The sequence below is a fragment of the Streptomyces sp. NPDC053069 genome (assembly GCF_044546895.1).
GTDB lineage: Bacteria > Actinomycetota > Actinomycetes > Streptomycetales > Streptomycetaceae > Streptomyces.
In genome coordinates this window covers 444,581-459,374 of the sequence record NZ_JBITZN010000002.1, presented here as the reverse complement: position 1 = coordinate 459,374, position 14,794 = coordinate 444,581, and the positions used below count along the sequence as shown (strand labels likewise).

Below are 14,794 nucleotides of genomic sequence, written 5' to 3'. Positions count from 1 at the left end.
GGGCGGTTCGGCGGGACGTACGGCGGGAGGGCACCGGGCCGGGCGGGGGCGGGGCGGCGGGGCGGTCCTTCCAGTGTGCCCCGCCTGTGCTGTCCGCCCGTACGGCGTCGGCCGGTCAGGGTGTGGGTCGCCAGTGCTCGGCCAGGTCACCCCAGAGGTAGGCGCTGGTCTCGACGCCCTTGAAGAGGAGGTCCAGCTCGACCTTTTCGTTCGGGGCGTGCCAGCCGTCGCTGGGGACGGAGATGCCCACGAAGAGCACGGGGGCTCCGAGAACTTCCTGGAGGTCGGCGGCGGGTCCCGAGCCGCCCTCGCGGGTGAAGCGGACCGACTTCTCGAAGGCGCGGCCCATGGCGCGGACCACGGACTGCAGTGCCGGGTGGTCGAGCGGGGTCAGGCACGGGCGGGTGGCCGAGCCGAAGCTGATCTCGTGCCGGATCCCGGCGGGCACCTGCGACTCGGCCCAGGCGCGGACGGCCTTCTCCAGGTGGTCGGGGTCCTGGCCCGCGACGAGCCGGAAGGAGAGCTTCACCATGGCCGACGACGGGATGATCGTCTTGCTGCCGGGGCCCTGGTAGCCGCCGCCGATGCCGTTGACCTCGGCGGTCGGGCGGGCCCAGATGCGTTCGAGGGTGCTGTAGCCGGCCTCGCCGTGGGGGGCGCGGGACCTGGCGGTGTCCAGCCAGCGCTGCTCGTCGAAGGGCAGCTCGGCGAACAGTTCGCGCTCGCGGTCGGTCAGCTCGACGATGCCGTCGTAGAAGCCGGGGACGGCCACGCGCGCGTGCTCGTCGTGCAGGGCGGCGACCAGGCGGGCGGCTGCGGTGGCCGGGTTGGGTACGGCGCCGCCGAAGGAACCGGAGTGGATGTCCTGGTCGGGGCCGTAGAGCCGGATCTCGCACTCGGCGAGGCCGCGCATGCCGGTGCACACGGTGGGGGTGTCCTCGGACCACATGCCGGTGTCGGAGACGATCACCGCGTCGGCGGCGAGCCGTCCCGCGTGTTCTTCGACGAGTGCCCGGAAGTGCGGGGAGCCGGATTCCTCCTCGCCCTCGATCAGCAGCTTCAGGTTGACGGCGGGGGCGGTGCGGCCGGTGGCGGCGAGGTGGGCGCGGACGCCGAGTGTGTGGAAGAACACCTGGCCCTTGTCATCGGCGGCCCCACGCGCGTAGAGCCGGTTTCCGCGGATGACCGGCTCGAAGGGGTCGCTGTCCCAGCCGTCCTCGCGGGCGGCGGGCTGCACGTCGTGGTGGCCGTAGACGAGGACGGTGGGCGCGTCGGGGTCGTCCGAGGGCCACTGGGCGAAGACGGCCGGGGCGCCCTCCGTCGGCCAGACCTCGGCGGTCGGGAAGCCGGTCTCCTTGAGCTTGGCGGCGAGCCAGTCGGCGCTGCGCTGTACGTCGGGCTCGTGGTCGGGCTGGGCCGACACGGAGGGAATGCGCAGCCATGCGGTGAGGTCGTCGAGGAAGGCGGCGCGGTGCTGCTCGATGTACGTGCGGACGGCGCTGTCCGGGGTCTGGCTCATGTTCACGAGCCTATCGGCCCGCACCGGCATCCTCGGCGGGCGGTTCGTCACACTCAGGTCGCCCGATGTGCCGCTTCGGCGTCTTCCGTTCCCGCGCCCTCCGTTCCGGCGTCCCCCGTGAGGAGGCGCTCCAGGGCGGCCCGGTCCGGCAGGTCCCGCGGTCGTACGACCTCGCCGCTGCGCACGTACAGGAAGGCGGCCCGCACGGCCTCCGGCGGCACGCCCTGCTGCTCCGCCCAGGCCAGCCGGTACACGGCGAGCTGGAGCGGGTCGGCGGTGCGGGTGCGGCTGGTCTTCCAGTCGACGATCTCGTACGTTGCCTCGTCGCCGTCGCCCAGCTTGTAGACCGCGTCGATACGGCCCCGCACGACGCGGCCGGCGAGGGTGAGCTGGAAGGGAGCCTCGATGCGGTAGGGGGTGCGCTGGGCGTACTCGCTGCGTTCGAAGGCCTCCTTCAGGGCTTCCAGGTCGTGTTCGTCGGCGATCTCGGCGTCGCTGCCGGGCAGCTCGTCCGGTTCCAGCAGGGGCAGCGTCAGCTCCTCGAAGCGGGCTTCGACCCAGGCGTGGAACCGGGTGCCCCGGCGCGCGGCCGGTTGCGGGGGGCGTGGCATGGGGCGCGCGAGTTCACGCGCGAGCCCGTCGGGGTCCTTGGCCAGGCGCAGCAGCTGGGTCGCGCTGAGCGTGGCGGGCAGCGGGACGTCGGTGACGGCCTGCCGGGCCCGCAGCAGCTCTCCGGAGAGCGCGTCCAGGTCACGGTCCCAGGAGGCGATGGTGCGGGCCTCCTCGGGGGTGAGGGAGGTATCGGGCGTGGAGTCGCCGGAGGTGCGAGGGGCGTGTGCGCCGGGCGCGGGTGCCTGGTGGGGGACGGTCGGCCGCTCGGCGCTCCAGGAGTCCCATGCGTCGGGATCCTGCACCTCGGGTCCGCCGCCGCGTCGGGGAAGCTCGCCCTCGTACGGATCCTCGCCGTACGGGTCCTCGCCGTACGGGTCCCCGCCGTACGGGTCCTCGCCGAATACGTCCTCGCCGTACGGGCCCTCGCCGTCGTGGTCCTCGGCACAGGGCTCGTCGTCGTACGGCTCCCCGCGGTACGGGTCCTGGTCGTCGTCCTCTTCGTCCGGCGGTGCGGGCCAGTCCGGGTCGTCGAGGGCGGCGGGGTCGTGCGCGGCCGGCGGGCGGTCGCGATCCTCGGCGGCCAGGGCGTCCAGGTGGGCGAGGACGGTGTCGGCGGCGGCGCGGCGGCGGGCCTGGGCGGCGGCGTCCAGCGGGAGCGGCCACACCTGGTCGGCGCCGGCGGAGTGCAGGGCGGGGTTCTCCTCGTCCTCGGCGGGCTCCTCGGCCCACGCCTCGATCTCGCCGTATCCGGCGGCGCAGTGGTCGTGGAGGGCCTGGAGGAAGTCGGAGGGGCCCCGCGGCTTCTTCTGGCTGGGCCCCCACCAGTGGCCGGAGCCGAGCAGCAGGGAGCGGGGGCGGGTGAAGGTGACGTAGCCGAGGCGGAGCTCCTCGGTGTGCTGGTGGTCCTTCATGGCCTCGTGGAAGGCCTTCATGCCGCGCGCGTCCCAGCTGTCGACGTCGGGCAGGGTGTCCGTGTCGCCGCGCAGGGCGTGCGGCACCACCTTGGCCTGCGCCGTCCACTTCTCGCGGCCCTGCGCGCTGGGGAAGGTGCCCTTGACCAGTCCGGGGACGGCCACGACGTCCCACTCCAGCCCCTTGGACTTGTGGGCGGTGAGCACCTTGACGGTGTTCTCGCCGCCGGGCAGGGAGTTGTCGAGGCCCTTCTCGTACTGCGCGGCGGTGCGCAGGAAGCCGAGGAAGGCGAGCAGGGTCGCTTCTGCGTCGCTCGCCGCGAAGGAGGCGGCGATGTCCAGGAAGTTGGAGAGGGTCTCGCGGCGGCGGGCGGCCAGGGCGTGCGGGGACGCCGACAGCTCCACCTCCAGGCCGGTGACGGCGAGGACGCGGTGCAGGACGTCCATCAGCGGGTCGGCCAGCGAGCGGCGCAGGTCGCGCAGCTCGGCGGCCAGGCGCGCGAAGCGCACGCGCGCGTCGGGCGAGAACGGCAGCCCGTCGTCGTCCGCCGCGGCGTCCATGGGTGCTTCGAGGAAGGTGTCGAGGGCGTCCGCGAGTGATATCACCTCGGCCGGGTCGACCCCTTCGACGGCGGCGGCGAGCCGGCGGTCGGGGTCGTCGGTGCCGTCCCCGCGCGCGTGGCCGACGAGCAGGCGGGCGCGGCGGCCCAGCAGGGCGAGGTCGCGGGGGCCGATGCGCCAGCGCGGGCCGGTCAGCAGGCGCACCAGGGAGGCGTTGGCGCCCGGGTCCTGGAGGACTTCGCAGACGGCGACGAGGTCGGCGATCTCGGGCAGGTGCAGCAGCCCGGACAGGCCGACGACCTCGACGGGGATGTCGCGGGCCACGAGGGCGCCCTGGATCTCGGCGAAGTCGGTCGCGGTGCGGCACAGGACGGCGATCTCGCCGGGGGCCGTGCCGGTGCGCACGAGGTGGGCGATCGAATCGGCGATCCAGTCGGTCTCCTCGGCGTGCGTGCGCAGCAGGGCACAGCGGACCGTGCCGTCGTGCTCGGCGCCGGGGGCCGGGCGGAGGGCCTCCACGCCCGCGTGCATGGCGCGCAGTGGCTCGGCGAGGCCGTTGGCGAGGTCGAGGAGGCGGCCGCCGCTGCGCCGGTTCTCGCTGAGCGCCTGCCGGGTGGCGGGCAGGCCGTCGGGGTGCGCGAAGTGCGCCGGGAAGTCGTCCAGGTTGGCGACGGACGCGCCGCGCCAGCCGTAGATGGCCTGGCAGGGGTCGCCGACCGCGGTCACGGGATGGCCCGTGCCGCCGCCGAAGAGGCCCGCCAGCAGGACGCGCTGGGCCACTGAGGTGTCCTGGTACTCGTCCAGGAGCACCACGCGGAACTCCTCGCGCAGCAGCCGGCCCACCTCGGGGATGCCGGCGAGGCGGGCGGACAGCGCGATCTGGTCGCCGAAGTCGAGCAGGTCACGCTCGCGCTTGGCGGCCCGGTAGCGCCGGACCAGGTCGGTCAGTTCCCGGCGGGCCGCGGCCGTCTCGGGGACCTTGCGCAGATCGGCGTTGGTGAGCCTGGCGTTCTGCAAAGTGCCCAGCAGGTCCGCGTCCCAGGAGCGCAGTTCCTCGGGCTCGACGAGGTGTTCGGCGAGTTCGGAGTCGAGGGCGAGCAGGTCGCTGACGAGGTCGGCGAAGGAGCGGGTCAGCGCCGGGTAGGGGCCGGGGGCCTCGCGCAGCACGCGCGCGGCGAGCTGGTAGCGGGTGGCGTCGGCGAGCAGCCGGGAGGTGGGCTCCAGGCCGAGGCGCAGACCGTGGTCGGTGAGCAGGCGGCCGGCGAAGGAGTGGTAGGTCGAGATCACCGGCTCGCCGGGCGGGTTGTCCGGGTCGATGACATCGGGGTCGGTGACGCCGGCCTTGATCAGTGCCTTGCGGACGCGTTCGGCCAGCTCGCCGGCGGCCTTGTTGGTGAAGGTCAGGCCGAGGACCTGTTCAGGGGCGACCTGGCCGGTGCCGACCAGCCAGACCACGCGGGCGGCCATCACGGTGGTCTTGCCCGACCCGGCTCCGGCCACGATCACCTGCGGGGCGGGCGGCGCGGTGATGCAGGCCGTCTGCTCCGGGGTGAACGGGATGCCGAGGAGCTCCTTGAGCTGCTCGGGATCGGTGATACGGGTGGGCATGTCGGAAAAGGCTAGCGGCGGAGACTGACAGTCGAGCCCGGGTCGGCCCTCCCGAGAGGAAGAAGCGCAGGTCAGCCCATGTGGTGCCGTACGTCACCCCGGCATCTCCCAGGGGCTCACTCGACCACGTGCCGCCCCTCGGGCCGGGCGCTGCACGAGGCGCGGAACGCGCAGTGGGTGCAGTGCTGGCCGGTGTTCGGCGCGAACCGCTCGTCGAGGACCTTGCCGGCGGCGGTGGCCAGCAGCTCGCCGACCCACTGCCCCGACAGCGGCTCCTGGGTCTGCACCTTGGGCAGGCTGTCGCCTCCGTCGCGTTTGGCGGCCCCTTGCCTGAGGTGCACCAGTTCCGCACCGCCGGGTTCGGGACATACCCCGTCGAAGGCGTCGTCGACGGCGCCTTCGCGGACGGCGAGCTGGTAGACGGCGAGCTGGGGGTGGCGGGTCACCTCGGCGGCGCTGGGTGCCTGTTTGCCGGTCTTGAAGTCGACCACGTAGGCACGGCCCTCGCCGTCGGTCTCGACGCGGTCCATCTGGCCGCGGATGCGGACCTGGTAGTCGCCCGCTTCGAGGGTGACGTCGAAGTCCTGCTCGCTGGCCACCGGGGTGCGCCCGGCGCGGTCCAGCACATGCCAGTTCAGGAAGCGTTCGAGCGCCACGCGCGCGTTGTCCTTCTCCTGCTGGGACTTCCAGGGCGCGTCGAAGGCGAGCGCGTTCCACACCGAGTCCAGGCGCTCCATGAGGACGTCGAGGTCGGCCGCGCTGCGGCCGGAGGCGACCTCGTCGGCGAGGACGTGGACGACGTTGCCGAAGCCCTGTGCGGCGGTGGCCGGTGCGTCGGCCTTCACCTCGCGGCCCAGGAACCACTGGAGCGCACAGGTGTTGGCGAGCTGGTCGAGGGCGCTGCCGGAGAGTACGACCGGCCGGTCGCGGTGGCGCAGCGGCACCTTGCTCTCGGTCGGGTCGTACATGCCCCACCAGCGGTAGGGGTGTGCGGACGGCACCAGCGGGCGGCCGTCCTCGTCGGCGAGGGCGGCGAGCCGGGCCAGGCGGCGGGCGGCGGCCTGGCGCAGGGCGGCGGACGCGCGCGGGTCGACCGTGGTGGCGCGCAGCTCGGCGACGAGCGCGGCCACGGACAGCGGGCGCCGGGGACGGCCGGTGACGTCCCGGGGTTCGACGCCGAGTTCGGTCAGGAAGCGGGACGGCTGGTCGCCGTCGTCGGCCGGTGCCTTCACCGCGGTCACGACGAGGCGCTCACGCGCGCGCGTGGCGGCGACGTAGAACAGCCGGCGCTCCTCGGCGAGCAGCGCACCCGGGGTGAGCGGTTCGGCGAGGCCGTCCCGGCCGATGCGGTCGGCCTCCAGGAGGGAGCCGCGGCGGCGCAGGTCGGGCCACAGGCCCTCCTGGACGCCGGCGACGACCACCAGCCGCCACTCCAGGCCCTTGGAGCGGTGCGCGGTCATCAGGCGGACGGCGTCCGGGCGCACTGCGCGGCGCGTGAGCGTGTCGGCGGCGATGTCCTCGGCCTCGATCTCCTCCAGGAAGTTCAGCGCGCCGCGGCCCCCGGTGCGCTCCTCCGCGCGCGCGGCGGTGGCGAACAGCGCGCACACCGCGTCCAGGTCCCGGTCGGCGTTGCGGCCGGCCGCGCCGCCCCGCCGGGCGGTCCGCTCCAGGCGTGCGGGCCAGGGCGTGCCCTCCCACAGGTCCCACAGCGCCTCCTCGGCCGTACCGCCGCCGGCCAGCCGTTCGCGGGCCTTGCGGAGCAGCGCGCCGAGGCGCTGCGCCCCGCGCGCGTACGCCGGGTCGTGCACGGCCAGCCGCTCGGGTTCGGCGAGCGCCTGTGCGAGCAGTACGTCGGAGGGGGGCGGCACGGGGTTGCCGGCCGCCCGCTCCTCCTCGCGCAGGGCGCGCCCGAGGCGGCGCAGGTCGGCGGGGTCCATGCCGGCCAGGGGCGAGGCGAGCAGGGTGAGCGCGGTCTCCGTGTCGAGCCAGGAGGCGGTGCCCGGGGCGGGCTCGGCGGCCTCTTGCGGAGCGTCCTGTCCGGCGGAGGGCTCACCTTGCGGGGCGCTGTTCTCCTCGTCGCGCCGCGCCTCCGCCCCGGCCACCGCGCGCAGGGCCGTCAGCAGCGGGGCCACCGCCGGCTCGTGACGCAGGGGCAGGTCGTCGCCGTCGATGTCCAGCGGGACGCCGGCCGCGGTGAGGGCGCGGCGCAGGGTCGGCAGGGTGCGGGCGCCGGCCCTGACCAGGACGGCCATGTCGCTCCAGGCGACACCGTCTTCCAGGTGCGCTCGGCGCAGGATGTCCGCGATGTTGTCCAGTTCTGTACCTGCTGTGGGGTACGTGTAGACCTCGACGCGACCGCCGTCCCGTACGGCGGTCGGCTCGCGGTGGGCGCGGACCTTCTCGGCGGGGAGCCGGGGCAGCGGCATGCGCTGGGTGATCAGGCGGGTGGCGGCCAGCAGGGCGGCACCGGAGCGGCGGGAGGTGCGCAGCACCTCGACGGGGGCGGGGCGGCCGTCCACGCGTGGGAAAGCCGCCGGGAAGTCGAGGATGCCGTTCACGTCGGCGCCGCGGAAGGCGTAGATCGACTGGTCGGGGTCACCGAAGGCGAGCAGGGTGCGTCCGTCGCCGGCCAGCGCGTGCAGGAGCCGTACCTGGGCGGGGTCGGTGTCCTGGTACTCGTCGACGTACACGGCGTCGTACTGAGCGGCGAGCCGGGCGGCGGTCTCCGGGCGGCGGGCGAGCAGGACCGCGCGGTGGACCAGTTCCGCGTAGTCGATCACGCCCTGCATGTCGAGCACGTCGAGGTACTCGGCGAGGAAGGCGGCGGCGGCGCGCCAGTCCGGGCGCCCGATACGGCGGGCGAAGGCGTCCAGGCTGTCCGGGCCGAGGCCCAGCTCGCGGCTGCGGGCGAGGACCGCGCGGACCTCGTCGGCGAAGCCGCGTGTGGTCAGGCAGGCGCGCAGTTCGTCGGGCCAGCGCACATGGGTGAGTCCGAGCCGCTCCAGCTCCGGCTGCCCGGCGAGCAGCTCGCGGACGGCGACGTCCTGCTCGGGGCCGGAGAGCAGGCGCAGCGGCTCGGCGAACGGGCCGCTGCCCTGGTGGGCGCGCACCAGGGCGTAGCAGTACGAGTGGAACGTGGTCGCCCGGGGCGCGCGGGCGGCGCCGATGCGCAGGGCCATGCGGTCGCGCAGGTCGACGGCCGCCTTGCGGCTGAACGTCAGCACCAGGATGCGCTCGGGATCGGCGCCCCGGGCGATCCGCGCGGCCACCGACTCGACGAGCGTGGTGGTCTTGCCGGTGCCCGGTCCGGCGAGGACGAGCAGGGGGCCGCTGCGGTGGTCAACCACGGCGCGCTGTGCCGCGTCCAGAGGAGGGGGGTCCACGGCGGCCGGCGGCGTACGGACCAGTCGGTAAGCGCCACGGCTCCCCTGCCGCACCGGTTGGTGCGGCAGACGCCTGGTGGTGGAGGAGGAGCTCACGTGATCGGCCGGTCCTGGTGGTTGTGCTGGTGGGCGGGCGGTCATGCGTGCGAGGCGGTGGCCGCGGGGTGAGGGGGACACGTGCAGCCGACGCTACGCCGCCGCACCGGAAGGAAGCAGGGCTTCGGCTTCTTCCCTCACGGCCCGGGGGTCACGCGGGTCCCTCATCTCACGAACGTACGTCATGCCACGGGAGTCCCCGATGTCACCCGTACGGGCCACGGGCTCTCCCCGGAGGCATCCGATGGCGGAAGCTGTCAGATGTGACCCTCCGCGTCCGCCCCGCCGTCCCATCGGGCCCGCCGCACGTCCAGCCGCGGCAGATGGCCCTCGGCGCTCCTGGCCGCCTCCTTCAGCGGGGTGCCCTCGTCGCGGTAGTGGGCGAGCGCGCGCAGCTCGTGGCCGGGCAGCAGCAGCCCGTCGGCGCGGACGACCCGCCACCACGGCACGGCGCCTCCGTAGAGGGACATCACCCGGCCGACCTGGCGCGGTCCCCCTTCGTCGAGCCACTCGGCGACATCGCCGTACGTCATGACCCGGCCCGGCGGAATCCGCTCGGCGACCTCCAGGACCCGCTCCGCGTACTCCGGCAGGGCGTCCGCGTACTCCCCCGGGGTGTCCTCGGCAGGGCTCTGCTCGCTCATTCGTCCCATCCTGCCGCACCCCACCGACATCGCGGCGCGGACCGCGAGGAGCGGCCCTCTCGCCCCGGGACGCCGCTTCCGGCAGACTGTGCGCCCACGCATCCGCACCCTGATGCCCGCGTGTGTCGGTGGGGCATGCCACCATCGTGCGGGCGGTGACTGGTGATACGAGACCAAGAAGAGACCATGAATCAGCAGGGCGGGCACCCCGAGGGCGGGGCGGGCACCCCTGACGCCGGCGCGCGCCCCGGCACCGGTCCGCGCCGGCAGGACGGTGCCGAAGACGCCGGTTCCCGCAAGGACGACGGCACGGCAGACACCGGCTCGCCCGAGGACGACGGCCCACGCGCGCGTGAGGACGGCGACCGCGCGGACGGCGGTACGCGCGTGCGGGGGGACGACGACCGCGCGCGTGACGGCGGCGACGGCGCGGGGGACAGCGGCGACGGCGCGGGCGACGGCGGCGACGACACCGAGGACGCGCACGTCCCGGACAGCACGCCCCCCGACCGTGGTCCGGGCGCAGACGACGATCCGCACGCCGAGGCGGTGGAGGGCGACGAACCGCTGCTCCCCGCGCGCGTGCACCGCCCCTCCGACCTGATGCGGCTGCTGGTGGGCCTGCTCGCCGTCGTGGTGCTGCTCGCCATCGCCGCGTTCGCGCACGGCACCACCTCGGGCCTCGAACAGGACATCAACAAGGGCACCGGGCAGGCCCCCGACCTGCTCATCAGGTTCGCGGGTCTGGCGTCCAGCATCGCGATCCTGCTGGTACCGGTCGCCTTCGCGATCGAACGGCTGATCAAACGCGACGGGCTGCGCATCGCCGACGGCGTCCTCGCGGCCGTCCTCGCCCACGGAGTGACCCTCGCGACCGACCTGTGGGTCGCACGGGCCGCTCCGGGCTCGATCCAGGAGGCGCTCACCCAGCCCTCGCCTGGCGACATCCACGCCCTGACCGACCCGGTGCACGGCTACCTGGCCCCGGTCATCGCCTACATGACGGCCGTCGGCATGTCCCGCAGACCCAGATGGCGCGCGGTGCTGTGGATCGTGCTGCTGCTCGACGCGTTCTCGATGCTGGTCACCGGCTACACCACCCCGTTCTCGATCATCCTGACCGTGCTGATCGGCTGGACCATCGCCTACGGCACGCTGTACGCGGTCGGCTCCCCCAACGTCCGCCCCACCGGCCAGACGCTGATGGCGGGCCTCAGGCACGTCGGTTTCCACCCCGTCAGCGCGGCCCGCGAGGAGGCCGTGGAGACGGAGAACAGCGACCGCGGCCGGCGCTACTTCGTCACCCTGGAGGACGGGCCACCGCTGGACGTCACGGTCGTCGACCGTGAGCAGCAGGCCCAGGGCTTCTTCTACCGTGCGTGGCGCAATCTCACGCTGCGCGGTTTCGCCACCCGCTCCAGCCTGCAGTCGCTGCGCCAGGCGCTGGAGCAGGAGGCGCTGCTGGCGTACGCGGCGATCGCGGCCGGCGCCCACGCGCCCAAGCTCATCGCCACCTCCGAGCTCGGCCCCGACGCCGTCATGCTCGTCTACGAGCACACCGGCGGGCGCACGCTGGACTCGCTGGCCGACGCGGAGATCACCGACGAGCTGCTGCGCAACACCTGGCACCAGGTGCGGGCGCTGCAGTCGCGGCGCATCGCGCACCGCAGGCTCGCGGGTGACGCGATTCTGGTGGATCGTTCCGGCAGGGTGATCCTCACCGAGCTGCGCGGCGGTGAGATCGCGGCCGGGGAGCTGCTGCTGCGCATGGACGTGGCCCAGCTGGTCACGACGCTCGGTCTGCGGGTGGGGGCCGAGCGGGCGGTGGCCTCGGCGGTCGGGGTGCTCGGACCCGACGCGGTCGCCGACTGCCTGCCGATGCTGCAGCCGATCGCGCTCACGCGCTCCACGCGCGCGACGCTGCGCCGGCTGGCCCGGGAGCGCGCCCAGCGGGAACGGGAAGCGGTCCTGGAGGCGTCCCGGCAGGCCAAGCAGGCCCGCCTGGAGGAAGCCTCGGAGGCGGACGGGGCCGCCCTGGAAAAGCCCGACAAGAAGGCGGCCCGCGCCGAGCAGCGCGCGGAGCGGCGGGCCATCGACGAAGCCCTGGACGAGGCCCGCGAGGAGGACCTGCTCACCCAGATCCGGCACGAGGTGCTGCGGATCAGGCCCCAGGCCCCCGTGGAGCCGGCCCGGCTGGAGCGCGTACGGCCGCGCACGCTCATCAGCTTCATCGCGGGTGCGATCGGCGCGTACTACCTGCTGACGCAGCTCACCCACATCGAGTTCGGCACGCTGTTCGCGCAGGCACAGTGGGGCTGGGTGATCGCCGCGGTGGCGTTCTCCGCGCTCAGCTATGTCGCCGCGGCGATGGCGCTGCTGGGCTTCGTGCCGGAGCGGGTGCCGTTCCTGAGGACGGTGGCGGCGCAGGTCGCCGGGTCCTTCGTGAAGATCGTGGCGCCGGCCGCGGTCGGCGGTGTGGCCCTGAACACGCGCTTCCTGCAACGCGCCGGCGTGCGCGCGGGGCTCGCGGTGGCGAGCGTCGGCGCGTCTCAGCTGTTCGGGCTCGGCTGCCACATCCTGATGCTGCTGTCCTTCGGCTATCTGACCGGCACCGAGAAGACCCCGTCGCTGTCGCCGTCCCGGACGGTCATCGCGGGCCTGCTGACCGTGGCGGTGCTGGTGCTGGTGGTGACGTCGGTGCCGTTCCTGCGGAAATTCGTCGTCACGCGCGTGAGGTCGCTGTTCGCCGGTGTCGTGCCGCGGATGCTCGATGTGCTGCAGCGGCCGCAGAAGCTCGTCACCGGCATCGGCGGCATGCTCCTGCTGACGGCCTGCTTCGTGATGTGCCTGGACGCCTCCGTCCGGGCGTTCGGCGACGGCTCGGCCTCGCTGAGCATCGCCAGCGTCGCCGTCGTCTTCCTCGCCGGCAACGCGCTCGGGTCCGCCGCGCCCACCCCCGGCGGCGTGGGCGCGGTCGAGGCGAGCCTCACGCTCGGCCTGATCGCCTTCGGGCTGCCCAAGGAGGTCGCCGCTCCGGCCGTCCTGCTGTACCGCCTGCTGACGCTGTGGCTGCCGGTGCTGCCGGGCTGGCTGGCGTTCAACCACCTCACCCGCAAGGGAGCCCTGTAAGCGGACTCCTTGACGGCAGGGCGGGCGCGTACCTCGTACGGCCCGCGCCCCGCGCGCGCCTCGGCGTGCGCCCCCAGGATGGGAGCATGGCGAACCCCTCCCGGCTGCGCGCCGCCGCCCTGACCAGCACGGGCGTGCTGCTGTCCGCCCTGCTGGCCGGATGCGGCGCCGGCACCCCCAAGGACGGCGACCTCACGGCGCAGAAGCTGGACTGGACGGACTGCCCGGCTCCGTCCGAGGCGGAGGGCGGCGGCAGCGCGCCCTCTCCGCTGCCGAACGGCACCAGCTGGCAGTGCGCCACCATGAGGGCGCCGCTGGACTGGAGCAGACCGAAGGGCGACACCATCGACATCGCCCTGATCCGCGCCCGGGCCAGCGGCCCGGCGAACCAGCGGATCGGCTCGCTCGTGTTCAACTTCGGCGGCCCCGGCGGCAGCGGCGTCAGCACGCTGCCCGCGTTCGGCGCGGACTACACCGCTCTGGGCACCCGCTACGACCTGGTCAGCTTCGATCCGCGCGGAGTCGGCCGCAGCGCGCCGGTGAAGTGCGAGAGCGACGCCCAGCTGGACACGTACTTCCAGCAGGACGCGACCCCCGACGACAGCGCCGAGCGCAGCGCGCTCCTGGACCGCACCAAGCAGTTCAACGAGGCCTGCGAGAAGAACTCGAAGAAGATCCTGCCGCACGTGGCGACCACCGACGCGGCCCGCGACATGGACCTGATGCGCCAGGTCCTCGGCGACACGAAGCTGCACTACTTCGGCATCTCCTACGGCACCGAACTGGGCGGCGTGTACGCCCACCTGTTCCCCAGGAACGTCGGCCGGGCCGTGCTCGACGCCGTCGTCGACCCCACCGAGAACCCCGAACAGAGCGCGCTGGGACAGGCCAAGGGCTTCCAGCTGGCGCTCGACAACTTCGCCGCGGACTGCACCTCGAAGACGACGGAATGCCCGATCGGCGACACCGCGCAGGACGTGAAGAACCGCATCGCGAAATTCCTGAACGACCTGGAGAAGAAGCCGATCTCCGGCATCACGCCCCGGCAGCTCACCCAGACCGCCGCGACCAACGGCATCGCGCAGGCCCTGTACTCCAAGGACTTCTGGGAGTACCTCACCGAGGGCCTCGAACAGGCCTACGCGGGCGACGGCAAGATCCTGATGCTGCTGTCCGACTCGTTGAACGGCCGCAGCGAGAACGGCGAGTACAGCAACATCACGGCGGCGAACATCGCCATCAACTGCGCCGACGACAAACCCCGGTACACCGCCGACTACGTCCAGCAGAAGCTGCCCGAGTTCCGCGCCGCCTCCCCGCTGTTCGGGGACTACCTGGCCTGGGGCATGGTCAGCTGCACCGACTGGGCCGTGCCGGGTGCCGCCGACCACCCCGACGTCAGCGCACCCGGCTCGGCACCCATCCTTGTCGTCGGCAACACCGGCGACCCGGCCACGCCGTACGAGGGCGCGAAGAAGATGGTGGACGCACTCGGCAAGGGCGTCGCCGTGGAACTGACGTACAAGGGCCAGGGGCACGGCGCGTACGACAGCAAGAACAAGTGCGTGCAGAGCGCGGTGAACGACTACCTGCTCAACGGCAAGGAACCGAAGGCCGGCACGGTCTGCTCATGACAGGGACGGGGCCCCGGACGCGTGCTGTCCGGGGCCCCTGCTCCACGACTCAGCCGGGAGCGACGTCGAAACTCAGGCCCAGCGCTGGGCCTTGAGACCGCCGTCGTAGTTCGTGTAGAGCACGCCGTCGTTCTGGCCGAGCGTGAGCTTGGTCGCCTTGTCCTGGAGCCGCCAGCCGAAGGAGTCCTTGGTCTCGTACCACTTCTGGTTGTCACCGCCGTTGCAGTGCAGGACGTAGACCTTCCCGTCCTTGTTGCTGTCCAGGCAGTAGCCATAGCTGGTCTTGAACGTCCAGGACCCGTCGGACTGCTTCGTCTCGGTCCACTTGGAGGGCGTCGAACCGCAGTCGGCCGCCGCCATGGGGATGTTGTTGATGACGCCCAGACACTTGCCGTTGAGCTTGTTCTGCCAGGTGACGGTGCCGTCGGCGAATGCCTCGCCGGCGCCCACCAGGATCACAGCCGGGGCCAGGACCATCGCCGCGAGCCTGCCCATCAAACGCCTCTTCATTCGAACTCCCCGTCTCTTCTGCCGAGCGTGACGACAGCGGCGCCACAAGATCGCGAGGTGGTCATGCCTCGCACGTGGCCGGACAACCGCTGCGACTGTGATCACGCAATGGAGGTCAACCTCAACGCGCCGACAAGCGCCCAGAGTTGATCACAAACTAGCCGAAAGGATCAACACACTGCAATGC

General features: G+C 73.2%; 7 protein-coding genes. 2 read left to right on the top strand and 5 right to left on the bottom strand.

Translation table 11 applies throughout. The annotated features are described in order from the left end of the window. Positions 1–115 precede the first annotated feature (115 nt). The 4 genes from ACIGXP_RS05720 to ACIGXP_RS05705 form a co-directional block, all read right to left on the bottom strand. Positions 116–1,519: a dipeptidase gene (locus ACIGXP_RS05720; protein WP_399764362.1), complete on the bottom strand. Its 1,404-nt coding sequence runs from the start codon at positions 1,517–1,519 to the stop codon at positions 116–118. Between the two features lie 53 nt (positions 1,520–1,572). Then, positions 1,573–5,211: an ATP-dependent helicase gene (locus ACIGXP_RS05715; protein WP_399764359.1), complete on the bottom strand. Its 3,639-nt coding sequence runs from the start codon at positions 5,209–5,211 to the stop codon at positions 1,573–1,575. A gap of 116 nt (positions 5,212–5,327) precedes the next feature. Continuing rightward, on the bottom strand, positions 5,328–8,690 hold the full coding sequence (locus ACIGXP_RS05710) for an ATP-dependent helicase (RefSeq protein ID WP_399764357.1): 3,363 nt from the start codon (positions 8,688–8,690) through the stop codon (positions 5,328–5,330). Between the two features lie 257 nt (positions 8,691–8,947). Beyond that, complete coding sequence (locus ACIGXP_RS05705) at positions 8,948–9,334, bottom strand: MGMT family protein (protein WP_399764354.1); 387 nt, start codon at positions 9,332–9,334, stop codon at positions 8,948–8,950. 186 nt (positions 9,335–9,520) lie between these two features. Between ACIGXP_RS05705 and ACIGXP_RS05700 the strand changes: the two genes are divergently transcribed. Together ACIGXP_RS05700 and ACIGXP_RS05695 are read left to right on the top strand one after the other, a co-directional pair. After that, positions 9,521–12,463 carry a lysylphosphatidylglycerol synthase domain-containing protein gene (locus tag ACIGXP_RS05700; protein ID WP_399764352.1) on the top strand — a complete coding sequence of 981 codons (2,943 nt, stop codon included), beginning with the start codon at positions 9,521–9,523 and terminating at the stop codon, positions 12,461–12,463. 86 nt (positions 12,464–12,549) lie between these two features. After that, on the top strand, positions 12,550–14,097 hold the full coding sequence (locus ACIGXP_RS05695; protein ID WP_363218331.1) for an alpha/beta hydrolase: 1,548 nt from the start codon (positions 12,550–12,552) through the stop codon (positions 14,095–14,097). Between the two features lie 72 nt (positions 14,098–14,169). On the opposite strand, the gene ACIGXP_RS05690 is transcribed toward ACIGXP_RS05695, so the two are convergent. Then, on the bottom strand, positions 14,170–14,607 hold the full coding sequence (locus ACIGXP_RS05690) for an RICIN domain-containing protein (RefSeq protein WP_399764348.1): 438 nt from the start codon (positions 14,605–14,607) through the stop codon (positions 14,170–14,172). Positions 14,608–14,794 lie beyond the last annotated feature (187 nt).

Bases quoted from the DNA above. Each gene is read 5' to 3' on its own strand.
- ACIGXP_RS05720 (WP_399764362.1), bottom strand. From the start codon at position 1,519: ATGAGCCAGACCCCGGACAGCGCCGTCCGCACGTACATCGAGCAGCAC.
- ACIGXP_RS05690 (WP_399764348.1), bottom strand. From the start codon at position 14,607: ATGAAGAGGCGTTTGATGGGCAGGCTCGCGGCGATGGTCCTGGCCCCG.
- ACIGXP_RS05705 (WP_399764354.1), bottom strand. From the start codon at position 9,334: ATGAGCGAGCAGAGCCCTGCCGAGGACACCCCGGGGGAGTACGCGGAC.
- ACIGXP_RS05695 (WP_363218331.1), top strand. From the start codon at position 12,550: ATGGCGAACCCCTCCCGGCTGCGCGCCGCCGCCCTGACCAGCACGGGC.
- ACIGXP_RS05700 (WP_399764352.1), top strand. From the start codon at position 9,521: ATGAATCAGCAGGGCGGGCACCCCGAGGGCGGGGCGGGCACCCCTGAC.
- ACIGXP_RS05715 (WP_399764359.1), bottom strand. From the start codon at position 5,211: ATGCCCACCCGTATCACCGATCCCGAGCAGCTCAAGGAGCTCCTCGGC.